Source organism: Amycolatopsis sp. NPDC000009 (assembly GCF_055563465.1).
This window is the reverse complement of the sequence record NZ_JBVHDI010000012.1, coordinates 37,552-60,563: the sequence shown is the minus strand read 5'-3', so window position 1 is coordinate 60,563 and position 23,012 is coordinate 37,552. Positions and strand designations below refer to the sequence as shown.

Below are 23,012 nucleotides of genomic sequence, written 5' to 3'. Positions count from 1 at the left end.
GAAAAATGAAGACATTGCGACGTGCGGCCCTGGTAGCCGCCACCATGTCCTTGGCGGTGAGTGGCTTCACGTTGCCGGCCGACGCGGCGCCACCAGGCGACGCGCCGGTCGCGGAATCGGTGGCCGGGCAGAGACCCAAGGAGCGAGTGGCCAAGGATCAGAACGGCCGCGTGCTCCTCTACGTTCACGGTCAGAACGAGTCCGACCTCCGAAATGCCGTCAAGGCGGTCGGCGGGACGGTTTCCGCCGCGCAGCCGGGGCGGGTCAGGGCGGCGGTGGCCGAGGACAAGGTCGACGAACTCGCGAAGCAGCCAGGCGTCCGAGAAGTGAGGCGCCCGACCAGGGTGCTTCCTTCCAGCGTGACGTCTGAAGGTGTCGGGGTTTCCGGCGCGCAGTCATGGATCGACACGAACAACAAGGGCGCGGGGGTGAAGATCGGCATCCTCGATGTCGGGTTCGCCGGGCTGGCCGCCGCCCAAGCAGCGGGTGAGCTTCCGAGTGGAACCCAACTCGTCACCAACGGTTCGAACTGTCTCGACGCGACCATCGACGATCCGCACGGCGTGAACGTCGCGGAAATCGTCCATGACATGGCACCCGCCGCGCAGCTCTATCTCGCCTGCGTCGAGGACGACATGGGTTTCGCACCGGCGGCGGATTGGCTGCAGCAACAGGGTGTGCAGATCATCAGTGCGGCGATCGCCGTGCCGGGAGCCGGGCGAGGCGACGGCACGGGCCCGGACGCCAGCAGTCCGGCACAGGTCGTCCAGCGCTCTCGCCAAGCCGGAATCCTGTGGTCGACGGCGGCGGGCAACTACGGTGAGCGTCATTTCGCCGGTCAGGCCGCGGACCGGGCCGGTGCGTCCACCTGGGTCGAGTTCAGCGGAGCCTCGGAGGTCAACAGCTTCTCGGTGGGCCCGGGCCAGCCCGCGACGGTGACTTTGCGCTGGGATGCCTGGCCGGTCACGACGAATGACCTCGACCTCTACATCACCGACCAGGCGGCCGCGCCGACCGGCCCGAATGATCCGCATGTGGTGGCTCGGTCGACCCTCGCTCAGCGGGACACCGCCGGCGGCGGAGCTCCGGTCGAAGAGGCGACTTTCACCAACGACTCTGGGTCTGGCGGTACCTACTACACCTGGGTCAAGAACAACAACGCTCCCTTCACCACCAAGTTCGACCTCTACCTGACCAAGCTCGGGAAGACGGGCGGTTTCCAGTGGTCGACTCCGGCCGGGAGCATCGCCGAACCCGCCAGCTCGCCTTACGTGCTGGCGACGGGCGCGAGTAAACCCGCCTCTGGGCAGCTTGAGCCCTACAGCAGCCATGGTCCGACGGTCGACGGCCGGACGAAGCCGGACATCACCGGCTTCGCCAGCGTTTCGACGTCCGCCTCCGCACCCGATCTCTTCACCGGTACGTCCGCGGCCGCCGCGCACGTGGCCGGGGTGGCCGCCTTGTTCAAGGGCGCGAACGCGCAGCTGGACGCCACGCAGCTGGAGTACCTGCTCAAGTCTCGTGCGAAGGCGGTATCGGGCGGATCGCCCAACGACTGGGGTGTCGGCGTGCTCTGGGCCGGTTCGCCGGGATCGGCTACCGCGGTGCAGCCGGGTGGCTACACCGCCCTCACGAATCCGACCCGGATTCTGGACACCAACACAGCTGTCGGTGGACACCAGCGGCGCTTCACCGCGGGTGAGACGTTCGCTTTGACCGTTCCTGGTGCCCCGACCAATGCGACGGCGGTCGTGCTGACCGTCACCGCCGGTCTGGCCGACGGGCCCACGGAACTGCGGTTCACAGCCGGTAACCCCGGCGCCGCGCAACCGATCCGGTTCCCGGTGCAGACCAGCAGGCAGACCACTCTGACGGTCATCGTTCCACTCGGCGGTGACGGCGCTGTCCGGATCCACAACACAGCCGGTACCCCTGGGGTGACGGTGGATTTCGCCGGGTACTTCAGCCCTGATGGAGTCGGTACCTATACGGCCAAGGCAGGCGGGGCCAGGCTCCTCGACACGAAGAACGTCGCGTCGGTGAAGAACACGCCGCTCGGAGCAGGCGAGGAGATCGCCGTCCAGGTCCGGGGTGTGTCGGGTGTTCCGGCCAACGCGACCTCAGTTGTGGTCAACCTCACGGCCGGTCAGTCGACAGCGGGGACCTTCATCTCGGCCTACCCGCAGACTTACCCGCCCGACACCAGCAGCGTCTTCATGAACGTCGGCCAGCGACGCTCCAACATCGCTTTTGTCCGGATCGGCGACGACGGGAAGATCAGGCTGCGTAATTCGGCCGGTTTGGCCCATCTCGCGGTCGACCTGCTGGGTTGGTTCGCCCCCGGCGAGGGGGCGAAGTTCGTCCCCGCACTCGGGACCAGCCGGGTGATCGACACCGCCACTGGCGCTGGTGTTCCGATGGGGGCCTTGAAGCGGGGCGCCACAGTGACCGCGCAGGTCGCCGGGACGGCTGGAGTTCCGCTCGGCGCGACCGGTGTGGTGATCACCGGGTCGGCAGCGGACAAGGTGATCAATACAGGAGTGTCCTTCTTCGCTCCTGAAACCGGCTTCGCCAATGCGCCTGCCCTGCAAATCGACCAGGGAAAGACGGCTCCGGCCACTGCGCTGGTCCCGCTGGGCGCGAGTGGGAAGCTCAGCGCGTCGAACACCGAAGGAGAGGCTGAGCTCACCGCCGACGTCACCGGCTACTTCGTCGGAGGCCCGGCCGCGGCTCCGGCGGGGAACTGCGTCGACGCGAACCTCGAACCCGGCTTCAGTTCGCTCATGGACGGCCGTGCTGAGTCTTCCCTCGCTCGATGGGGGCCGACTTCCGCTACCCAGGACGGTTGTGAATTCGGCACGCTGGCCGGGACGGCCGGCCCGTGGAACCCGTCCAACCTGTTCGACAACGACTACACGCTGAGGGTCGACTGGAAGGCGACGGGCGCGAATTCGCAGTCGGCCGTGCACGTCGGGCTTCCGCGTGGCCCCGGCCCCGCTGCGGCGCAGATCGCGATCGGCGGAGCCTCGGCGGCACCCACGGACGCGACCGGAGCGATCAAGGGGATCAAGGCCCCGATCGCGACGGCGGCGAAACCGGTCGGGGAGTGGAACACCTTCGAGATCACCGTGGCAGGCCCCAAGGTGACGGTGTTGCTCAACGGCACCAAGGTGAACGAGTACACCGCTCCGTCGATGTTCAACCGGCGTACCAACGTCCAGCTCTCCGGTCATGGGGCCGGTGACCAGGTCAAATACCGCAACTTGAGGGCACGCTCGAACCGGGTGTCGATGAGCGGCCTGGTAACCGGTGTCGGCGGCGCTTGCCTCGACCTGTCCGGTGGCGTGCCGACCAACACCACGGTCCACATGTGGACTTGTTCGGGCTCCGTTGCTCAGCAGTGGACTGCCGGGGACACCGCGCTCCACGTTCTCGGGCAGTGCCTCGACGTGCAGAACGGCGCTACGTCGGCCGGTTCCCGCGTGGTCGCGGTGGGCTGTGCCGGGTCTTCGACGCAGGAATGGCAGATCTTCGACGATGGCCGGATCTTCAACCTCGCGGCCGGACGCTGCCTGTCGGCGGCCGGTTCGGCGGACGGTGCGGCCATCACCATCCAGGACTGCAACGGACAGGCACAGCAGATCTGGAAGATCGCTGAGCGGGCGGCACCCGCGGGCCAGTTGACCGACGGCTTCGGTGCCTGTCTCAATGTCACCGGGCGTGCCGTAGGCAACGGTGCGGCCATCGGAACCACCGGTTGTATCGCGTCTCTGTCGGACACTTGGACCCTGGCGAAGGACGGGAGCATTCGTGCGCTCGGCCGTTGCCTCGATGTGAAGAACGGTGCCGTCGCGGACGGGACGCCAGTCTGGTCGTATCAGTGCACCGGTGGCGCGGCTCAGTTTTGGCAGCTCCGGTCCGACGGATCCCTCGTCAACCCGAAGTCCGGAAAGTGCCTCGATTCGACGCAAGGACCGACGACGGTGACGATCCAGACCTGCACGGGTTCGCAACCCCAGGCATGGAGCGTCGTGCGGTCCTTCCCGCACAAGGGGCGGCTCGTCGGTGTGCTCGGCAAGTGCGCGGACGTGTACTACAACAACGACGCGAACGGCACGGCGATCAACCTGTACACCTGTAGCGGATCCACCGCGCAGCAGGTGTTGGTGCAGAACGACGGCACCATCAGGATGAAGAGCCGCTGCATGGACGTCACCAACGGTGCCACCGCGAACGGCACGCCGGTCCAACTGTGGGATTGCAACTACGGACTTGCGCAGCGCTGGTTCCAACGGCCGGACGGCATGATCGAGAACACCGGTTCCGGCCGGTGCCTCGGCACGCAGAGCGGAGGTGACGCTGACGGCACCCGACTGGTGATCTACGACTGCCAGTATGCCGCCAACCAGCGTTGGGGAATCGATTTCGAATAGGCGATAAGGAGGATCGAGGACCGCCCCTGTCCTCGATCCTCCCTACCGTCGGCCCCATGACCGATGAGATCACGCCTTTCAAGATCGCCGTCCCCCAGCGCGACCTCGACGACCTCGCCGCCCGCCTGGCGAACACGCGCTGGCCGGACGAGATCGACGGCGTCGGCTGGGGGCTCGGGACGCCGCTCGGGTACCTCCAGGAGCTCGCCGAATACTGGCGGCTTCGCTACGACTGGCGCGCCCATGAGGAGCGCCTCAACGGGTTTCCGGGTTTCCTGACGAACATCGACGGCGCGAACGTTCACTTCCTGCACGCGCGGTCACCGGAGCCGGGCGCGATCCCGCTGGTGCTCACGCACGGATGGCCGGGGTCCATTGTGGAATTCCTCGACGTCGCCGGCCCGCTCTCCGACCCGCGCGCGTACGGCGGTGACCCCGGGGACGCGTTCCACGTCGTCGTGCCGTCACTGCCGGGGTTCGGCTTCTCGGGGCCGACGACCGACGCGGGCTGGGGCACGGGCCGGATCGCCGAGGCCTGGGGAGTGCTGATGTCGCGGCTCGGGTACGAGCGGTTCGGGCTCCACGGGGGCGATTGGGGCGCGATCGTGTCGCGCGAGGTGGGGGTCCGGTCACCGGAGCGGGTGATCGGCGCGCATCTGACGATGCTGCCGCACGCGGTGCCGGAATCCGAGGCCGATCTCGCGGGGCTCACCGGTGAGGAACTCGCGCGGGGAGAGGCGGCGCTGGCGCGCGGGCGGGAGTTCCAGACCGGCGAGCTGGGCTACGCGATGATCCAGGCGACCAAACCGCAAACGCTTGCCTACGGGCTCACCGACTCACCGGCCGGGCAGCTCGGCTGGCTGGTGGAGAAGTTCAAGTCCTATTCGGACTCGCGGGACGTCCCGGAAGACGCGATCGACCGCGACGATCTGCTCACCAGCGTGATGCTCTACTGGCTCACCGGCACGGCGAACTCGTCTTCGCGGATTTACGCCGCGCTGGGCCCGGCCTGGGGCGAGGAACCGCCGAAGTCCACGGTGCCGACCGGCGTGGCCGTGTTCCCGAAGGACACGGGCCTGCCGATCCGGCACCTCGCCGAGCGCACCGACAACGTCGTGCACTGGTCCACTCCGGACCGCGGGGGTCACTTCCCCGGGCTGGAGGTGCCGGACCTGCTCATCGACGACCTGCGGACGTTCTTCCGCCCGCTGCGCTAGAGGTACTGGCCCGGCCCGTGCGACTCGCCGCCGGCCGCGTGCCCGCCGAGGGCGCCACCCGCGGAAGGACCGGCCGGGAGCCCGCGCCGCATCTGTTCCAGCTGCACCCGCGCGGCCATCTGCTGCGCGAACAGCGCGGTCTGGATACCGCTGAACAGCCCTTCCAGCCAGCCGACCAGCTGCGCCTGCGCGATCCGCAGTTCGGCATCGGACGGCGTCGAGTTCTCGGTGAACGGCCGCACGAGCCGCTCCAGCTCGTCCTGCAGCTCGGGCGCGAGCGCCTGCTCCAGCTCGCGGATGGAGGTCTGGTGGATCTCGCGCACGCGGTTGCGGCTGGCGTCGTCCAGCGGCGCCGCGCGGACCTCTTCCAGCAGCTGTTTGATCATCGTGCCGATGCGCATCACCTTGGCGGGCTCTTCGACGAGATCGCCGAGCGACTCCTCCGGTGCCGACTCGTCGCCGGAGCCGGGGGAGGCGACGCGTGCGGCGCCGACCGGGGTGCCGTCGGGACCGACGACCACCACATGGTGCGTGGAGTCTCCGCCGCCGTCACCGGGCGTGGTCGATTCGCGGGAAACTGGGTCGGTCATGTGCTCCATCCTGGCCTACGTGGGGCGCGAAGCGCAGTGTGGTTTTCGCCGCCGTCTCCGAGCGTAGCGGGAATCGTCGCGCCCCGTGTTCGGGCAGCCAACCCCGGGTAAAGCGCCAAACCGCACGTCCGTACGGTGTCCCCATGGCGTTCGACGTCGCTCGTATCCGTGGGCTGTTTCCCGCGCTGGGTGACGGCTGGATTCACTTCGACGGCGCCGCCGGAATGCTCGTACCTGAACAGGTCGCTTCGGCCGTATCCACGGCCATGCGCGCTCCGGTGTCCGGGCCGGGTGGGGCGTTTCCGGCCTCCCAGCGTGCGGAAAGCATCGTCGCGGCCGCTCGCCGGGCGGTCGCCGACCTGGTCGGCGCCGATCCGGCCGGGGTCGTGCTCGGCCCCAACGCGCCCGATCTCATCCGCCGTCTCGTCGACGCGATGGCCGACCGCTGGACGATCGGCGACGAGGTCGTCGTCTCCCGGCTCGACGAGGAGGCCAACCTCGCGCCGTGGCGCCGGGCGGCGAAACGCGTCGGCGCGGTCGTGCGCTGGGGCGAGATCGACATCGAGACGTGCGAGCTGCCCGCCTGGCAGTACGAGAACCTCGTCTCCGCGCGCACCAAGGCCGTCGCGGTGACGCTGGCGTCCGGTTCGGTCGGCACCCGGCCCGACGTCCCGACGGTGATCGAGTTCGCCAAACGGGTCGGCGCACTGGTGGTCGTCGACGCGACGTACGCGGCGCCGTTCGTCCCCCTGGACCTCAACGCGCTCGGCGCCGACGTGATGGTGGTTTCGGCGCAGGCTTGGGGCGGGCCGTCGGTGGGGGCGCTGGTCTTCCGCGACCCCGAGCTGCTCGAACGCCTGCCGTCGGTGTCGCTCGATCCGGCCGCGCGCGGTCCGGCCCGAATGGAGCTGGGGCCGCACGCGTATCCGTTGCTGGCCGGGTTGATCGCGTCGATCGACTATCTGGCCGGGTTGGACGACGCCGCGATGGGCTCGCGGCGCGAGAAGCTGGTGACGTCGCTGGGTTCGGCGAAGTCGTACCACGCGGGACTTCTGGCGCAGCTGTCCACGGAGCTGCGTTCGCTGCGGCACATCATGGTCATCGGCGACGCCATGCGCCGGATCCCCGCGCTCGCGTTCGCCGTCGCGGGCAAGAAGGCGCCCGAGGTCGCCGAATACCTGGCCTCCCAGGGGCTCTGCGCCTTCGCCGACGACGGCACGAGTGGTGTCTTCGGGTCGCTCGGCGCCGCCGAAGTCGGCGGCGCCGTCCGCATCGGACTCGCGCATTACTCGAACGTCTTCGAGGTCAATCAGCTCGTCCGGGTGCTGGAAGAGATCCGCTAGCTCTTGGCGGCAAGCAGAACCTTGCCGAAAACCGTGCCTTCTTCGAGCGCGCGGTGCGCCGAGGCGGCTTCGGCCATCGGGACGACCTGGCCGACGATCGGTTTCACCGAACCCTGCTCCACCAGCGGCCACAGGCGCTCGCGGACGTCGGCGACGATCGCCGCCTTCTGGTCCAGCGGCCGCGAACGCAGGCCCGCGCCGAACATGCTCGCGCGTTTGGTCATCAGCTTGCCGATGTCGAGTTCGCCCTTGACCCCGCCCATCATGCCGATGACGACGAGCCTGCCGTCCATGGCCAGCGCGTCGATGTTGCGGCCGAGGTACTTGGCGCCCATGTTGTCGAGGATGACGTCCGCGCCGCCGGTCTCGGCGCGCAGGACCTCGACGAAGTCCTGCTCCTTGTAGTTGATCGCGATGTCGGCGCCGAGCTGGCGGCAGCTCTCCAGCCGCTCTTCCGAACCCGCCGTCACCGCGACCGTCGCGCCGAGCGCCTTCGCGACCTGGATCGCGTGCGTGCCGATGCCGCCCGCGCCGCCGTGCACGAGCAGGACCTCGCCTTCGGCCAGCTTGGCGTGCATCACCACATTCGCCCACACGGTGCACGCGACTTCGGGCAGTCCGGCGGCCGCGAGCAATTCGACTTCGGCGGGAAGCGGAAGCAGTTGTCCGGCCGGGACGGCGACCTTTTCGCCATAGCCGCCACCGGCGAGCAATGCACAAACCTCGTCGCCGATTCGCCATCCTTCGACACCTTCGCCGATTTCGGCGATCGTGCCCGAACATTCGAGTCCGATGATTTCGCTCGCACCCGGCGGAGGTGGGTAATTTCCCTGGCGTTGCAGCAGGTCAGCACGGTTGACGGCGCTCGCGGCGACTTCGATGACGACTTCGCCCTCACCGGCCACGGGATCGGGGACCTCGGTCCATTCGAGAACATCGGGTTCGCCGGGCTCACGGATGGTGATCGCGTACATGCGAACGACCATATCCCGGTGTCGTAAAGTCCGCCGAACGTCGGTTGACCTGTGGCGTAAAGCACACAAGGGTGTCGCCCATGTCATATTCGCGAAGAAGCATTGTTCCCTCGATCGTGGTGGCGGCCACCGCCGCGCTCACGGTCGGAATGGCTCCCGCTGCGACAGCCGCCACGGGGATCGACGGTCCCGCGCTGGCGAAGCAGCTCGTCAAAAAGGTGAACGTGAACAACGTCAACCGGCACCTGATCGCGTTCCAGCGGATCTCGGACGCGACCGGTGGCCGCCGCGCCGCCAGCACCGAGGGCCACAAGCGGTCCGCGGAGTACATCGCCACGAAGCTGGAGCAGGCGGGCTTCGCGGTCACGCGGCAGGAGTTCCCCTTCACCTACGCGGAGACCCTCGCGGAGAAGCTGACCGTCGCGGGCGCCGACGTCCCGATCATCATCATGTCCTACAGCCCGTCGACGCCCGCCGGCGGAATCACCGCGCCGCTCGCCGTGGTCCCGGTCGACGACACCAGCGGCTGCGAAGCGGCCGACTACGCGGGCGGGGTCGCCGGCAAGATCGCGCTGATCCAGCGTGGTGGCTGCTCCTTCGCGCAGAAGCAGGCGACGGCCGCCGAGGCGGGCGCGCTGGGCGCGATCGTCTACAACAACGTCCCGGGCCCGGTCAACGGCACCCTGGGCGACCCGGCCGCTGGCAAGATCCCGACCGGCGGCATCACCCAGGCCGACGGCCAGGCGCTCGCCACCAAGGCAGGCGCCTCGGTCACTCTCGACCTGCGTGCCTTCCAGGAGGAGCGGACCAGCTACAACGTCCTCGCCGAGACCAAGACCGGCCGCAAGGACAACGTCGTGATGCTCGGCGCCCACCTCGACAGCGTCACCGAGGGCCCCGGCATCAACGACAACGGCACCGGTTCCGCCGCGCTGCTGGAGACCGCGCTGCAGCTGGGCAGCAAGCCCAAGGCCAACAACGCCGTCCGCTTCGGCTGGTGGAGTGCCGAGGAGTTCGGGCTCGTCGGCTCGACCCACTACGTCAACTCGCTGAGCTTCGAGCAGCAGCTCGACATCGCGCTCTACTACAACTACGACATGATCGGCTCGCCGAACGCGGCGTACTTCGCCTACGACGGTGACAACTCCGACGGTGTCGGCGAGGGCGCGGGCCCGTACGGCTCGGCCCAGCTGGAGAAGACCCTGGTCGACTACCTGCAGCTCGGCAAGGGGGTCCCGGTCGAGGGCACGGACTTCACCGGCCGCTCGGACTACCAGGGCTTCATCCGCGCCGGCATCCCGGCCGGTGGCCTGTTCACCGGTGCCGAAGGGGTGAAGACCGCCGCACAGGCCGCCAAGTGGGGCGGTAGCGCCGACGTTCCTTACGACAAGTGCTACCACCAGGCCTGTGACAACCTCGGCAACGTCGACCGCGTCGCGCTCGAGCGCAATTCGGACGCCGTCGCCTGGGCGCTGGGCGTGTACGCGACCAGCACCGAGAACATCAACGGTGTCTCGGGTGCCAAGGCCGCGAAGGCGCGGGAGCTTCGCGCGGCCGAGCGGTCGCAGCAGCGGAGCATGACGGCTTCCGTCCACGCTGACGATCACCACGTCGCCGCCTGATCCGAATACACCGAAGCCCCCTTCCTTGCCTGGCGCGGGGAAGGGGGCTTCGGCGATGCTGTGGGCGTGGAGTACGTGTCCAGAGTGCCGCGGCCGCCGCTGGACGGGCTGATCGACGACCTCTACCACCTGGCGGGCGCGCCGCCCTACGCCCGGCTGACGTTGCCGCCGATGCCCGGGGCGTTCCTCATCGTCAACCTCGGACCGCCGTTTCCGCATCCGCGCCGGCACCGAAATCGAGGCGGCCGAGTACGCCGACGGCTGCGTGGTCACCACGCCCACCCGCGCGGTGGAGTTCGGCTACCCGCCCGGGACCCGGTCGGTCGGCGTGCACTTCAAACCGTGGGGGCCGTCGTCGTTCCTTCCGATGCCCGCGGCCGAGCTGTGCGACCGGCCGGTGACCCTGGAGCAGGTTTGGGGCAGGCCCGCCGTCGCCGGGCTGCGAGACCGGCTGGCCACCGCGGGCGGACCGCACGAGATGCTGACGCTGCTCGAGGAAGAACTGATGCGACGGCTGCGCGAGACCGCCGGCCTGGAGCTGGTCCGCCAGACGAGCGGCGTTCTCGCGGCGACCGGCGGGGCGGTGCCGATCGGCGGCCTGAGCGCCGCGGCCGGGGTCAGCGGCACATATCTGGCACAGCGGTTCAAACAGCTCGTGGGCGTCACACCGAAGCGGCTGGCCCGCGCCTACCGCCTCACCGCCACCGTCTTCGCGATCGACCCCGCCGGACCGGTCGATTGGTGCGCCCTCGCCAGCGGGGCCGGTTACTTCGACCAGGCTCACGCCGACCCGGTATCTCGAAGTCCGGCGGCGGTTCCTGCGCGAACATCCCGGCCACGCGCTGGACGGCTGGCCGCTGCCAGCCGATTGATTTCTTACCAGAGCGACGGCGCACGACCCGCTAGTTTCGGGGCACCCCAAGCAGAGGAGGGCCCGTGGGCAAGGTGGTCATGTACGGCTCGGTGTCGGTGGACGGCTTCATCGCGGACGAGAGCGACCAGCCCGGACCGCTGTTCGACTGGTTGACCCGCGGTGACGTTCCCCTGGACGACAGCGGGGCGCTCAAGGTCTCGCAGGCCTCCTACGACCACACCCGGGCGTACTGGGACCAGATCGGGGTGACGATCGCCGGCCGGCACGTCTTCGACCTGACGGACGGCTGGGACGGGAAGCCGCCGAGCGGGATCGACCACGTGGTCGTCGTGACGCACCGGCCGGCGCCCGAGGGCTGGGACCCCGGGGCGCCGTTCCACTTCGTCGGCGGCGTCGAGGCGGCCGTGGCCAAGGCGCGGGAGCTCGCGGGTGACCGCGTGGTCGAGGTCGCCGCCGGTGACGTCGGTGGCCAGGCGCTCGCCGCCTGCCTGGTCGACGAGGTGCGCATGGACGTCGCACCCGTGGTGTTCGGATCCGGCAAACGCTACTTCGGGTCGGTCCGGGCGCAGCACCTGCTGTAGGATCCCGACGTGGTGATTCAGGGCGACCGGGTACTCCACCTGCGCTATCGGGTGCGCCGGTGAAGTCTCAGCCCAGGCTCTTGGTCGCGAAGGTGTCGCACCGCGCCGGCTCGCCGGTCTGGAAGCCGGTGGTGAACCACTTCTTCCGCTGCGCCGAAGTGCCGTGGCTGAACTTCGACTCGTCGACCCGGCCGCCGCCGAGCTTCGACTGGATGTAGTCGTCGCCGATCCGCGAAGCGGTGTCCAGTGCGGAGTCGATGTCCTGCTGGCTGATCTCGGTGATCAGCGGCCGCCCGGATTCGGCCGGGGTGGTCGTGGCGTGGTTCGCCCAGACGCCGGCGTAGCAGTCGGCCTGCAGTTCGAGCCGCACCGAACCGGACGTCGGCCCGCTCCCGGTGCCCTTTTTGGACACTCCGGTGAGGTTCTGCACGTGGTGCCCGTATTCGTGGGCCAGCACGTACGCCTCCGCGAACGGACCGCCCTGTGCGCCGAACCGGGTGCGGAGTTCGTTGAAGAAGCCGAGATCGATGTAGACCTCGGAGTCGCCCGGGCAGTAGAACGGCCCGACGTCCGAAGTCGCGTTGCCGCAGGCCGTGTTCACGCCGCCGTTGAAGAAGTTGGTGACGGCCTTGCGATAGGTCGACCCGGACCGCTGGAACTCCTGTGCCCAGTAGTCCTGGATCGAGTTGATCACGGCGACCGTCGCGCAGTCGTGGTTCCGGTTCGCGTCCGCGCCGGTCCTGCACTCCTGCGACAGCGTCGTGTCGTCCATCTGCTGCCCGGTGCCCACACCGCCAAGGCTGCCCGCAGACGGGTTCAGGCTCACGCCGCCGAACTGGGAGAGGAGGAAGTAGATGACCAGGCCGACCACGCCGAGCCCGCCGCCGCCGAGTGCCACCCGGCCGCCGACACCGCCGCCACCGCCACGCAGGTCCTCGACCTCGGAAGTGTCCAGGCCCGCGCCTTCGTCGAATCGCACGGGGGAAAGCGTAGCCGGAATACCCCGGATACGCCTGGGTGCGGCCACCCGCGGGCGCCGCACCCAGAACTACCGAGGTTGTCTTGTTCCGATCGCCGGTTGGCCGCGATCACCGGGCCGGCGCCGGGCACTGCCGAGGCGGTCGAAGAGGCCGCGAACCCGAAACAGGCCGGAGTGACGCCGAATGCGCGAGAATTGTCGAGCGCATCTTGAGATGCCCGCGTTCATCGCTGTTCGCAGTCGCGACCGACCCGGTCCTTTCCGTTCCGGTCGCGGGGACACAGCAGGCGGTCAACCGCGAGAATCACCCGCCATACCATCACCTGACCCTTCCCGGCTGGGGAGCAGGTCCGGCGACCTTCGAGGAGATCGCCCGCTACTTGCCCGACCATCCGCTGACAAGCAGAATGCGCCTTTTCTCGCCGAGTCTCAACCTTTTCGTAACCCTCCTTCGGGCGAATGTCCCGCCGGGTTTTTCACCGTCCGAAAAGTGACCGGTGGGTATGCGCCTTGTGCGATCAACGCTCTACTCTGCGTGGATGGCGGTGGAGCAGAAGGAAGTGCGCTGGCTGTCCGAGTCCGAGATGGTCGCCTGGCGCTCGTACATCGTCGCCACCATGCGGCTTCGGCAGCGCCTGCATCGCGAACTCTCCGAGCGCCACGACGTCACCCTCGCCGACTACGAGGTCCTGGTCTGCCTGTCGCTCCAGCCCGACCGGCGGATGCGGATGACGGAGCTGGCGAGCCTGCTCGGCTCGACCAAGAGCAGGCTTTCGCACCAGATGGTCCGGCTGGAGGCCGACGGGCTCATCCGCCGCACGCGCGACCCGGCGGACAAACGCGGTGTCGTCGCGGAGATGACGGAAAGCGGCGCGGAGCTGCTGGAGGGCGCCGCGCCGACGCATGTCGAGGGGGTCCGGGAGCATCTGATCGACCTGCTGAGCCCCGAAGAGCAGCGGGTGCTGGGGCAGGCCTTCGGCCGGGTGCTGGATCACCTGTCGGAGATCGACGGCCTTCCGCGCCTGCCGCCGATCACTTCCTGAGGGCGTTGAGCCGCGCCGCCTGACGGGTCAGGTGCGCGCGCTCGGCCAGGTTGGCCGCCTTGGCGGCGGCCTCGCCGTACAGCCGCGCCGCCGCCGACAGGTCGCCGTCGCGCTCGTGCAGGTACGCCGCCACCGCCGCGTGCCGCGGTAGAGAGTCGTCCAGTTCCGCGAGGGCGGCCAGCCCGGCGCGCGGTCCGTCCGCCTCGCCGACGGCCACCGCGCGGTTGAGCCGGACGACCGGGCTGCCGGTCAGGCGGGCGAGTTCGTCGTACCACTCGACGATCTGCGTCCAGTCGGTCTCCTCGGCGGTGGGCGCGTCGGCGTGGAGCGCCGCGATGGCGGCCTGCGCCTGGAACTCGCCCAGCCGGTCACGGGCCAGCGCCGCCTGCAGGATCTCGACGCCCTCGGCGATCAGGCGGGTGTCCCAGTCGCCGCGGTCCTGCTCGGCGAGCGGGACCAGCTCGCCGCCGGGCGCCGTCCGTGCGGCACGCCGGGCATGGTGGAGCAGCATGAGGGCGAGCAGGCCCGCGACCTCGGGATGGTCGATCGAGGCCGAAAGCCGGCGGGTGAGCCGGATGGCTTCGGCGGCGAGGTCGACGTCGCCGGAATAGCCCTCGTTGAACACCAGGTAGAGCACGCGGAGCACGGTGGCGACGTCACCCGCCTGGTCGAAACGCACGCCGGAGACGGTGCGCTTGGCCCGGCTGATGCGCTGCGCCATGGTCGCTTCGGGCACCAGGTACGCCTCGGCGATCTGGCGGGTGGTCAGCCCGCCGACCGCGCGCAGCGTGAGCGCGACCGCCGAGGACGGTGTCAGCGACGGGTGGGCGCACAGGAAGTACAGCTGCAGCGTGTCGTCGACCTCGGGAGCCGGACCGGGTGCGGGCTCCTCGTCGACGAGGTCTTCGCGACGGCGACGGGCGGCGTCCGACCGGGCCATGTCGAGGAACTTGCGCCAGGCGACGGTGACGAGCCAGCCTTTCGGGTCCTTCGGCCGGTCGCCTGGCCAGACGCGGACGGCTTCGATCAGCGCTTCCTGTACGGCGTCCTCGGCCGCCGCGAAGTCGGCGCCGCGGCGGCAAAGGATTCCGAGGACGTTCGGCGTGAGACTCCGGAGCAGGGCCTCGTCCAGCTCGGCGTTCACTCCGTGATGAGGAGCTGCTCGCTCAGGACCGGGCGCAGTTCGAGCCACTCGTGGATCGGTTTCCCGCCCGCTCCCGGCGCGGCCGACAGCTCGGCCGCGAGTTCGAGCGCCCGCTCGTGGCTGTCGACGTCGATCACCATAAAACCGGCGATGAGGTCCTTGGTCTCGGCGAAGGGGCCGTCGGTGACCGGCGGCTTGCCCTCGCCGTCGTACCGGACGAAGGTGCCTTCGGGGGCGAGAGCCTGCTCCTGGACGAACTCGCCGGTCTCCACGAGCCGGGCGGCGAAGTCCTTCATGTAGTTCATGTGCGCCGTGATCTCGTCCGGGGCCCAGTGGTCCATCGGCACGTCGTTGACCGCCGCCGGAGCGCCGCGGTAGTGCTTGAGCAGCAGGTACTTGGGCATGCCGGAAGGGTAGTGGCAATCCCAGCTCGACCGCTCGACCAGGGCCGAAGGGAGCTTTCACCCCGCCCAAGAACTTGCCACGTTCGACGAAGGAAGCTGGTCCGGACGACGGGCTGGTGAACGAGGGCGAGCAAGCCGGCGGATCCATGACAGCGGCCGCGACGGTGGGACCGTCTGGGGTCTCGTGTCCAGGTGAACGCGGACCCCCCGGGCCCGCGGACCTGGGGAGTCCGATCTCAAGACTGGCGGAGGTTTGCGAGTGTTTTCGAACCTTGAACCAAAAGTTCAACGCTTGCTGAATTTTCTTCGTAGTCGAACGCTATCCTGTGATGTCCGGTCGTATGCGCTGACAACGTTGGCGGAAAACAGTTAGCATCGCGAAAGAAGGACCACACCGGCTCCAACGGTGTGGTCCTTCTTTCGCGTCTAGCGGTTGGAGCTACTTACGCGGCAGGGCGAGCAGGTTGTTGGTCCACACGCCGTCGGCCTGAGTCTGCAGGTATTTCGACCCATGGGCCGGAGTCCGCACAAGGAGGTCAGCACGGTTGTTCCGCGCGTCCTCTGTGTAGGCCTTGCCGTTCTTGTCTTCGATCCACGTAACGACCTCAGCGCGCGTGTTGTCCCCGGTGTTCCCGGTGGCGGGATTGGTCCACCAGAGGCGGCTGATGTGTTCGTGTCCTTGTCCGCCCGAGAGGCGGATGGCAGTGATCTTGATGGCCATGACTACTTCTCCTTACGGACCCCCTTGAACGGGGTCCCATCCTTCTTGCCGTCCATGAACTGACCGTTCGGGCCGCGCTTGGTCCAGTCGCCAGTCCTAGGGTTCTGCGTCTGGCTACGACTGCGCACCGCGCCGGTACGTGATCTGCGCCCCGTGTTCGTGGCCATGTCGGCCTCCTAGATCAACTCGCTCGAGGTATTGCAGTACTGCAACACTGTGTCAGTCGAGACTGTAACACACGATGTTGCAGTAGCGACACACCTATGTCAGACTGCAAACCCCGCGTAACGGAGGGTAGTGATGAGCGGACGCATCGACACCAGACGCCTGTACAACGCCCTCGATGGCCAGCGTCAGGCACAGAACCTGTCGTGGCGCCAGACCGCCCACAGGGCAGGGGTCAGCCCATCCCTTCTCAGCCGGATGGGCAACGGCCATCGACCCGACCTCGACGGCTTCGTCGCGCTCGTGCAGTGGCTCGGACTACCAGCCGAGAGCTTCATGATCGAGTCAGGCCAAGAAGAGGAACCCAAGCCGGAACCCGAGTTTGAGGCCCAGTTCGCGCCGCTACTTCGAGCTAGGAGCGACTTCAATGAATCCGAGCAGGAGTACTTGATGGACATCGTAAGCGCGACAATGAAGAAGATCAGAGCGGACCGCCGGGGGAGATAGTGGCGCTGCCTCACGGGTTCAAGGCAAAAGCAAAGCGGCTAGCCCTTGAAGTGCGCAAGGAGATTGATCTTGGCCCTACGGTAGAAATCGATCCGTACGCCCTCGCTGAACTCTACGGAGTTGATGTATTCACGCTGGGGGAGGCTGGTCTCCCGGTCGAAGCCGCTGAGTACTTCACCACGCTTGGTAGCGCAAAGTTCTCGGCCGCCCTTGTGCCCATCGATACCGGCTGTTACATCATCGAAAACCACACGCACAACCCGTGTCGGCGCCGCTCGACGATGGCTCACGAGATGGCGCACGTGATCTTGGAGCACGAGTTCAAGCTTCTGATCACTGATGAGAAGGGATGCCGCTCTTCGTCGTCTGTTCCGGAGGAAGAAGCCGCCGAGTTCTCTGGCGAGCTGCTCATCCCTTGGGAAGGGGCAAAGTGGGCGGCATTCAAAAGGTGGGCCGACGATGACGTTGCCACCCACTTCAACGTGAGCACCGAGATGGCCCGGTGGCGCATGAATAGTACGGGCGTTAGAAAGTTCGCCGCACGTGCGAAAAAGCGCTATAGGTAGCCTCCTGCTTAAACAGATTCTTTAGCGGCCGACTCGACTCAAATAAGACAAATCGGGATCATGAAAATTTCCCGCGTCTGGCGACTCCTCAACCAGGGCTCTTCGAGAGGCTCTACATCAGCCAGGAGGGGGCCGTGGAACGAGTCGAACTGACGGAACCGTTCGCTGTGCTCCTGGCTGACGACAAACCAACGGGCCACGAGATGGCCGCAGAACGCACCGAAGCCGCCGCCAAGGAGGACGAGACGCCATCGGACGCCAATCCGGCCGTTGAAAGGCGTCCAGACGACGCCCGCGTCGCGATCATGGCCCGGTCAGTGATCACCATCGACGCCATCCCAGACGACGAAACCCCCGGTCAGGTGGTTCTAACCGGGGTTCGAAATTAATCCGTATGGCGGTAGCGGTGGGATTCGAACCCACGGAGGACAGAGCCCTCGCATGTTTTCAAGACATGTTCCTTCGGCCGCTCGGACACGCTACCGCTGTCGAGGGTATCCGACGGGGCTTCGCTGCAATGCTTCGGATCTAGTCGAAGTCCCAGTCGGTCAGGATCCCCACGAAGATGAAGCCCGCCAGGAGCAGCACGATGATGGCGACGCCGATGTAGCCGATGATGATCGCCGCGAGCGCCATCCCCTGGCCGCCCGCTTCCCCGCGTTTGGCCTTGGAATGCGCGATATGCCCCATGATGACACCCGCGATCGACGGCAGCCCGCTGCACGCGACGAGACTGGCGATCGACACGACGAGCGCCGCGATCGCCAGACCTTGTTCCTGCGGCGGTTGCGGCGGGCCGTACCCATAGCCCGGTTGCTGGTACGGCTGACCGTAGGGCTGCTGGTGACCGTAGGGGTCTTGCGGGTATGTCACCCGCTCACCGTAAACCGCCGGAGCTCAGGAAGCTTGGCTCTTCGCGGCCTTCGCCGCGATTCGCGCCTGGACTTCGGGACGGCGCAAGGGTGGCACCGTCGCCGGCGGCTGACGGCGTGCGGGCAGTTCGGTCAGCAGCCGGCGCGTGATCTCGGTGATCTCGGCGACGGCGGCCTCGAAGGGCTCGCGGGTGGCGTCGGACAGGCTCTGCACCCCGGACACCTTGCGGACGTACTGGCGGGCGGCGGCCTCGATCTCGTCCGGCGTCGCCGCCGGCTCAAGCCCTCGAAGCGTCGTGATGTTCCGGCACATGGCCCGATGGTACGTCCGCCCACCGACGTTTCCGAGTGCTTCGATCACACAGTCGGTTAGAAGCTGCCCTGGTTCGTTGACGCCGAAAAACGCGGTTGGGCACCCTCGGCGGAGTGCCCCTCAGACCCCGCTCTCTTCGCCGTGCGCCCGTCGAGCCGACCCCCGAACCGGCCGAACCCTCCCCGATTCCGGAACAGGTCTGGCAGCGCGTCCCGATCGACGCCCTGATCGACCTGGTCACCGAGGTCTTCACCGCACACGATCTGCCGTGGTCGCGCGCCAGGATGGCCGCCGAGGCGTTGTGCCACGGCGATCTCACCGGAACGCCGGAGTCCGGTGTCGCCGAGCTGACCCGGCTGCATCTGCCGATGCTGGCCGACGGCACGGTGCGGCCGAGGGCCGAACCACTGATGATCGCCGACCGCGGCGCCGCGGCCCTGATCGACTACCGCCGCGCGCCCGGGCTGTGGGCCGTCGGCGACGCGATGGACCGGGCGGTGTCCCGGGCGGGCCGGTACGGCGTCGGGCTCATGTCGGTCCGCGGCGTCGGTCCGTTCGGCCGTGCCGGGCACCATGCGGCGAGGGCGTTGCCGCACACCATGATCGGGCTCGTCATGGCGGCGGGCGGCGAGCTCGGGAAGGCCGCGAATCCGCTCGGGATGGCCGCCCCGGCCGGCGCGTACCCCGAATTCGTCCTCGACCTGGAAACCCTCGCCGACGTCGATAGTGCGGCCGTCGCCGGTTTCGCCCTGCTGGTGGAGATCTTCGCCGGGGTGCTGTCGGGTGTCGGTGACCACGATCACGACACCGGCCTGATGGTGATGGCCATCGCGCCGACGACGCTCCGCAGCGCGGACGGGTTCTACAAGGCCGCCAGCGCGTTGTTCGGCAGCCTGCTCGGCTGGGAGGGCGGCGCCCCGGTCCGCTATCCGGGCTGGCGTGAGGCGCAGTACCTCGAACAGTGCCAGGCGCTGGGGGTTCCGCTGAACGAGCCGGTGCATCGCGAGCTCGAAGCACTCGCGCGGGCTTTGCGCCTGGCGCCACTGCAGGGCCGCTGAAGGTGACTCTCCACTCGGCTGACGCGGTGAAGGCATCGCATGCGGGGAAAGTCCCCTTCAGCCCAGGACGACGCGGCCGCCTTCGCCGCCGACCTCCACGACGTCGCCGTTCGTCAGCTGACGGCCGCGCCGGACCTCCACCTCGCCGTTGACCGTGACCTCTTCGGCGTCGAGGAGGTCTTTGGCGTGCGAGCCGTCTTCGGCCAGGTTCGCCAGTTTGAGGAACTGGCCGAGGCGGATCGGCTCTCCGGTGATCGGGACGTCGTGGATGCTCATGGGGAGATCATCCCCGTGCGTCCATCTTCCGGTACAAGGTGGCGACGTCGGTGTCGAAATAGCTGCTGTAGGACGTGTCCGGATCGTCCCCGCCGTACAGGTAGCCGCCGATCACGCCGACGACGGTGCCCGGCCCGGCGCCGTCGCCGATCACCCACGGGCCGCCGCTGGTGCCGGTCGTGAAACCCGGGCACGCGACGCGCATCTGGTAGGTGTCGGCCTGGGCGCTCGAGCCGTGGCAGACGACCGGCGCGTCCTGTTCGTCGGGATAACCGGTCAGGGTGATCGCATGGGCGAACCCGCCGCCGGTCAGCAGTGTGTTGGCACCGGTGACGCTTTCGAGGGTCTTCGTGGTGCCCGCCTGATGGGCGGTCGCGAATCCGACGTCGAGGTCCGGGTCGGAGGACTCGGCCCAGCCGTCGGGGACCCGCGGATCCGAGACGTCCCAATAGCCGTAGGGCGCGACACCGTCGTGATAGCCGGGCGCGAACGAGATCCCCGTCGCGTAATCGCCGCCTTCGCCGTTGTGGAGGCAATGCGCGGCTGTCAGCAGGAGGTCGCCGGGAGCGCTGTGGACGACACTGGCCGTGCAGAAATGCGTTCCGTCGAGGAAGAGCGCGCCGATCGCCGGGTCGGTCCGTGGCCCGGCGGGGGCGCCGGCCACCGTCGCGGCGGGATCCGGCACGGCTGAGCAACCGGACAGAACGACACAGAGCGCGAACAACAGGGCGCGGCGCATCGCCTTCCTTTCGCTCGTCCACGGCCGTCGGAGTTCCAGATCACCATAAGTGGTACGCGAACACGGCCCGAATCGATCGACGCACAGCAAGCTCACAGCCGTAGTATGTGTTACCTCCGGTAACAGTCGAGCTGGTTGGGAGCGGGTATGAAGTCGTTCACGGACAAGGTCGTGGTGATCACGGGCGCGGGCTCGGGGATCGGCAGGGCGCTCGCGATCGAACTGGCGGGGCGGGGCGCCCGGCTGGCGCTGTCCGATGTCGACGCCGTCCGTGCGGCGGGCACCGTGGCGGAGTGTGAGAAGGCGGGCGCGACCGCGAAGGCGTACGCACTCGACGTGGCCGACCGCGACGCCGTTCTCGCGCACGCCGAGGAGGTCGCCGTGGATTTCGGCGGCGCCAACGTCGTGGTCAACAACGCCGGGGTCGCGCTCGGGGCCACGGTCGAGGAAATGACCTGGGACGACTACGACTGGCTGATGGGGATCAATCTCGGCGGCGTGGTCAACGGCACGAAAGCCTTTCTGCCCCAGGTGATCGCTTCGGGTGACGGGCATGTCGTCAACGTTTCGAGCGTGTTCGGCTTCATCGGCGTGCCCACCCAGAGCGCCTACAACGCGGCGAAATTCGCGGTGCGGGGCTTCACCGAGGCGCTGCGGCAGGAAATGCTGATCGCCCGGCATCCGGTCAAGGTCAGCTGCGTGCATCCCGGTGGGATCAAGACGAATATCGCGCGTGACGCGCGGGGCGGCGTCGAGCGGGACATCGGCAAAGCCGCCGAGGGATTCGAAAAGATCGCGAGGACGACGCCGGAGAAGGCCGCGCAGACGATCGTGCGCGGTATCGAACGGGGGACGGCACGCATCCTGATCGGTCCGGACGCGTACGCCATCGACGCGATTCCCCGCGTGCTCGGCTCCTTTTACCAGCGGCCGCTCGCCCTGTTGGGGCGCTTGGGAATGAAACGACTCTGAACGGAGTAACCCTCCGTGCTCCGGACGGCTCGGGATAACTCGATCGGGGTGCGTTACTTACGGCGGCGTCGGAAATGCACCACAATGCTCAAGTTCGTGATTCCGCTTCCGGAGGTCCCCATGCCGCGCGCCGCCCAGCGCCGTCCGTCGACCGACGCCTTCTCCGCGCCCGTCGAGACCGTCGAGCTCCTGGACCGGACGGGGATCATCGCGGCCAGCCTGCCGAAGCGGCGGCGCAGCCCGGAGAACGAGATCGAACCCGAGCCGATGCCGGTGCGGCCCCCGGTCTGCGAACCGGTCGTGGACAAGGATCTGCGGCCCAAGGCCGTCGTCATCCATCGCCGCGCCCGGTCGTGGCTGGCCGGCGGGGCGGGCGTGGCGCTGCTCGCGATCGGCTGGTTCGCCGGAACCTTCGCCGTCGAGCCGGTCGACGACACCGCCTTGCCCGAGCAGCCGCTGCCCGCCGTGGCGACCCAGCCCGCGCCGCCACCCGCCGCGCAGCCCGCGCCGCAGGCCGCTCCGGTGACCGTCTACGTCCCGGTCACCGTGAAACAGCAGGTGCCCGCGACGAAGAAGAAGCCCGCCAAGGAGCAGGTCGTCGCCCTGCCGCCCGCCGAGACGAAACCGGCGGAGCAGCCGCGTTCCGACCTCGGCTCGCGGGACAAGGCGACGGAGAGCCTCCGGAGCATGATGGATCCCGTCGTGGCGAGTTCGCTGGCGATGGAGATGGCGCAGGGAATGATGAGTTACGGCCGCTGACGCGTCAGCGCGGCGGCCAGCGCGGAGCCCTCTCCGGGGTCGCCGTGCACTAGTTCGGTGCGGTGCACCACGCGCGGCGAGGACAGGGAAAGGGTGCTCACGCCGGTGAGCACGTCCGCCGGGAGCAGCGCCAGCCCTTGCCCGGCGGCGACCAGGCCGAGCAGGCCGCGGACGTCGGTCCCGGTGTACCGCAGCCTGCCGCGGAACCCGTCGGTCGAGGCGGATTTCCTCAATCGCTCCAAGGGGATCGCGGTGTCCGGTGCGTCGATCCACCCGGCGTCGGCGAGTTCGGCCAGCCGGACGGATCGTCCCGTCATCGGATGGCCCGCGGGGACCGCGACCGCGAGCGGGCGTTCGCCGACGACGGTGGTGGTGAGCGGGCCGGCGTCGGGCAGCGGGAGCGGATCGCTCGGCGCGGTCATCCCGTCGACGAGACCGAGGTCGAGTGCGCCCGCCGCGATTTCCGCCAGGACGCCTTCCCGGCCGAGGACGCGTACTTCGGTGCCGCGCCGCACGGTGGCGGCGACTTCGGCGGTGAGCGACAGCGGGGTCAGCCCGAGGACGACGCGCCCGGTGGGGGCCGCGGTGAGTCTGGCGAGATCCGCGCGGGCGGCGTCGAGCCGGGTCAGCAGCGGGCCGGCGTGTTCGAGCAGCCGTTCCCCCGCCCGGGTCGGCGCGACCGGCCGCCGGGTCAGCAGCGTGGTGCCGAGATCCTGTTCGAGCGCGGCGATGTGCTGGGAGATCGCGGACTGCGTGTAGCCGAGCTCGCGGGCGGCCCGCGAGAACGAGCCGCCGCGCGCCACCGCGACGAAGGTGCGGAGCAGATGGGTCTCCATGGTCATCAGTATCGCTTATCGATC

The 23,012-nt window shown here is 68.5% G+C and carries 22 protein-coding genes, 1 tRNA gene and 2 pseudogenes; 13 read left to right on the top strand and 12 right to left on the bottom strand.

All coding sequences use genetic code 11. The annotated features are described in order from the left end of the window. Window positions 1-5 precede the first annotated feature (5 nt). Both ACZ3HL_RS27885 and ACZ3HL_RS27880 read left to right on the top strand, forming a co-directional pair. Window positions 6-4,433 carry a ricin-type beta-trefoil lectin domain protein gene (locus ACZ3HL_RS27885; protein WP_465414758.1) on the top strand — a complete coding sequence of 1,476 codons (4,428 nt, stop codon included), beginning with the start codon at window positions 6-8 and terminating at the stop codon, window positions 4,431-4,433. Window positions 4,434-4,489: 56 nt separating this feature from the next. Then, complete coding sequence (locus ACZ3HL_RS27880) at window positions 4,490-5,650, top strand: epoxide hydrolase family protein (protein ID WP_465534632.1); 1,161 nt, start codon at window positions 4,490-4,492, stop codon at window positions 5,648-5,650. Here ACZ3HL_RS27880 and ACZ3HL_RS27875 read toward each other — a convergent pair. Continuing rightward, window positions 5,647-6,249 carry a bacterial proteasome activator family protein gene (locus tag ACZ3HL_RS27875; RefSeq protein ID WP_465534631.1) on the bottom strand — a complete coding sequence of 201 codons (603 nt, stop codon included), beginning with the start codon at window positions 6,247-6,249 and terminating at the stop codon, window positions 5,647-5,649. The two genes, ACZ3HL_RS27880 and ACZ3HL_RS27875, sit on opposite strands and share 4 nt — an antisense overlap. A 134-nt stretch (window positions 6,250-6,383) precedes the next feature. Here ACZ3HL_RS27875 and ACZ3HL_RS27870 point away from each other — a divergent pair, with 134 nt between their 5' ends. Then, window positions 6,384-7,583 carry a cysteine desulfurase-like protein gene (locus ACZ3HL_RS27870; RefSeq protein WP_465534630.1) on the top strand — a complete coding sequence of 400 codons (1,200 nt, stop codon included), beginning with the start codon at window positions 6,384-6,386 and terminating at the stop codon, window positions 7,581-7,583. Here the strand turns inward: ACZ3HL_RS27870 and ACZ3HL_RS27865 are convergent. Further along, window positions 7,580-8,557 carry an NAD(P)H-quinone oxidoreductase gene (locus ACZ3HL_RS27865; RefSeq protein WP_465534629.1) on the bottom strand — a complete coding sequence of 326 codons (978 nt, stop codon included), beginning with the start codon at window positions 8,555-8,557 and terminating at the stop codon, window positions 7,580-7,582. The two genes, ACZ3HL_RS27870 and ACZ3HL_RS27865, sit on opposite strands and share 4 nt — an antisense overlap. An 80-nt stretch (window positions 8,558-8,637) precedes the next feature. Here ACZ3HL_RS27865 and ACZ3HL_RS27860 point away from each other — a divergent pair, with 80 nt between their 5' ends. The 3 genes and pseudogenes from ACZ3HL_RS27860 (at window position 8,638) to ACZ3HL_RS27850 (ending at window position 11,697) form a co-directional block, all read left to right on the top strand. After that, window positions 8,638-10,179: a M28 family peptidase gene (locus ACZ3HL_RS27860; protein ID WP_465534628.1), complete on the top strand. Its 1,542-nt coding sequence runs from the start codon at window positions 8,638-8,640 to the stop codon at window positions 10,177-10,179. Window positions 10,180-10,263: 84 nt separating this feature from the next. Further along, a pseudogene (locus ACZ3HL_RS27855) lies at window positions 10,264-11,051 on the top strand (AraC family transcriptional regulator). A gap of 64 nt (window positions 11,052-11,115) precedes the next feature. Next, window positions 11,116-11,697: pseudogene (locus ACZ3HL_RS27850) on the top strand (dihydrofolate reductase family protein). A gap of 4 nt (window positions 11,698-11,701) precedes the next feature. Here ACZ3HL_RS27850 and ypfJ read toward each other — a convergent pair. Then, window positions 11,702-12,613: a KPN_02809 family neutral zinc metallopeptidase gene (gene ypfJ, locus ACZ3HL_RS27845; protein WP_465414770.1), complete on the bottom strand. Its 912-nt coding sequence runs from the start codon at window positions 12,611-12,613 to the stop codon at window positions 11,702-11,704. A 539-nt stretch (window positions 12,614-13,152) separates the two neighbouring features. Here ypfJ and ACZ3HL_RS27840 point away from each other — a divergent pair. Beyond that, window positions 13,153-13,656 carry a MarR family winged helix-turn-helix transcriptional regulator gene (locus ACZ3HL_RS27840; protein ID WP_465414772.1) on the top strand — a complete coding sequence of 168 codons (504 nt, stop codon included), beginning with the start codon at window positions 13,153-13,155 and terminating at the stop codon, window positions 13,654-13,656. Here the strand turns inward: ACZ3HL_RS27840 and ACZ3HL_RS27835 are convergent. The 3 genes from ACZ3HL_RS27835 to ACZ3HL_RS27825 all read right to left on the bottom strand — a co-directional run bounded on the left by ACZ3HL_RS27835 (window position 13,646) and on the right by ACZ3HL_RS27825 (window position 15,925). Next, window positions 13,646-14,788, bottom strand: coding sequence for an RNA polymerase sigma factor (locus ACZ3HL_RS27835; protein ID WP_465534732.1), 1,143 nt, complete (start codon window positions 14,786-14,788; stop codon window positions 13,646-13,648). The genes ACZ3HL_RS27840 and ACZ3HL_RS27835 overlap by 11 nt on opposite strands. An 8-nt stretch (window positions 14,789-14,796) precedes the next feature. Beyond that, window positions 14,797-15,204, bottom strand: a complete 408-nt coding sequence (locus ACZ3HL_RS27830) for a YciI family protein (RefSeq protein ID WP_465534627.1) — start codon at window positions 15,202-15,204, stop codon at window positions 14,797-14,799. 439 nt (window positions 15,205-15,643) lie between these two features. After that, window positions 15,644-15,925: a DUF3892 domain-containing protein gene (locus tag ACZ3HL_RS27825; protein ID WP_465534626.1), complete on the bottom strand. Its 282-nt coding sequence runs from the start codon at window positions 15,923-15,925 to the stop codon at window positions 15,644-15,646. A 300-nt stretch (window positions 15,926-16,225) separates the two neighbouring features. On the opposite strand from ACZ3HL_RS27825, the gene ACZ3HL_RS27820 reads away from it, so the two are divergent. The 3 genes from ACZ3HL_RS27820 (at window position 16,226) to ACZ3HL_RS27810 (ending at window position 17,552) form a co-directional block, all read left to right on the top strand. After that, a complete protein-coding gene (locus ACZ3HL_RS27820) occupies window positions 16,226-16,597 on the top strand; it encodes a helix-turn-helix domain-containing protein (protein WP_465534625.1) in 372 nt (123 codons plus the stop codon). Next, a complete protein-coding gene (locus ACZ3HL_RS27815; RefSeq protein WP_465534624.1) occupies window positions 16,597-17,163 on the top strand; it encodes an ImmA/IrrE family metallo-endopeptidase in 567 nt (188 codons plus the stop codon). The genes ACZ3HL_RS27820 and ACZ3HL_RS27815 overlap by 1 nt, the downstream gene beginning before the upstream one ends. 134 nt (window positions 17,164-17,297) lie before the next feature. Then, window positions 17,298-17,552 (top strand): hypothetical protein, encoded by a 255-nt coding sequence (locus ACZ3HL_RS27810; protein WP_465534623.1) that lies wholly within the window; start codon window positions 17,298-17,300, stop codon window positions 17,550-17,552. Between the two features lie 6 nt (window positions 17,553-17,558). Here ACZ3HL_RS27810 and ACZ3HL_RS27805 read toward each other — a convergent pair. From ACZ3HL_RS27805 to ACZ3HL_RS27795, 3 genes are all read right to left on the bottom strand, one after another. Beyond that, window positions 17,559-17,647, bottom strand: a tRNA-Ser gene (locus ACZ3HL_RS27805). Window positions 17,648-17,691: 44 nt separating this feature from the next. Next, a complete protein-coding gene (locus ACZ3HL_RS27800; protein WP_410647091.1) occupies window positions 17,692-18,036 on the bottom strand; it encodes a DUF4190 domain-containing protein in 345 nt (114 codons plus the stop codon). A gap of 24 nt (window positions 18,037-18,060) precedes the next feature. After that, window positions 18,061-18,348, bottom strand: a complete 288-nt coding sequence (locus ACZ3HL_RS27795) for a DUF2277 domain-containing protein (protein ID WP_034309927.1) — start codon at window positions 18,346-18,348, stop codon at window positions 18,061-18,063. Window positions 18,349-18,461: 113 nt separating this feature from the next. On the opposite strand from ACZ3HL_RS27795, the gene ACZ3HL_RS27790 reads away from it, so the two are divergent. Then, window positions 18,462-19,406, top strand: coding sequence for an Ldh family oxidoreductase (locus ACZ3HL_RS27790; protein WP_465534622.1), 945 nt, complete (start codon window positions 18,462-18,464; stop codon window positions 19,404-19,406). 57 nt (window positions 19,407-19,463) lie between these two features. On the opposite strand, the gene ACZ3HL_RS27785 is transcribed toward ACZ3HL_RS27790, so the two are convergent. Beyond that, window positions 19,464-19,682 (bottom strand): RNA-binding S4 domain-containing protein, encoded by a 219-nt coding sequence (locus ACZ3HL_RS27785; protein ID WP_016330720.1) that lies wholly within the window; start codon window positions 19,680-19,682, stop codon window positions 19,464-19,466. 7 nt (window positions 19,683-19,689) lie between these two features. Then, window positions 19,690-20,421: a trypsin-like serine peptidase gene (locus tag ACZ3HL_RS27780; RefSeq protein ID WP_465414777.1), complete on the bottom strand. Its 732-nt coding sequence runs from the start codon at window positions 20,419-20,421 to the stop codon at window positions 19,690-19,692. A 147-nt stretch (window positions 20,422-20,568) separates the two neighbouring features. Here ACZ3HL_RS27780 and ACZ3HL_RS27775 point away from each other — a divergent pair, with 147 nt between their 5' ends. Beyond that, window positions 20,569-21,393: an SDR family NAD(P)-dependent oxidoreductase gene (locus tag ACZ3HL_RS27775; RefSeq protein ID WP_465534621.1), complete on the top strand. Its 825-nt coding sequence runs from the start codon at window positions 20,569-20,571 to the stop codon at window positions 21,391-21,393. A gap of 96 nt (window positions 21,394-21,489) precedes the next feature. Further along, the gene (locus ACZ3HL_RS27770) at window positions 21,490-22,152 is read left to right on the top strand and encodes a hypothetical protein (RefSeq protein WP_465534620.1); all 663 of its coding nucleotides are present in this window, start codon (window positions 21,490-21,492) and stop codon (window positions 22,150-22,152) included. Here ACZ3HL_RS27770 and ACZ3HL_RS27765 read toward each other — a convergent pair. Then, window positions 22,140-22,988 carry a LysR family transcriptional regulator gene (locus ACZ3HL_RS27765; protein ID WP_465534619.1) on the bottom strand — a complete coding sequence of 283 codons (849 nt, stop codon included), beginning with the start codon at window positions 22,986-22,988 and terminating at the stop codon, window positions 22,140-22,142. The two genes, ACZ3HL_RS27770 and ACZ3HL_RS27765, sit on opposite strands and share 13 nt — an antisense overlap. Window positions 22,989-23,012: the final 24 nt, after the last annotated feature.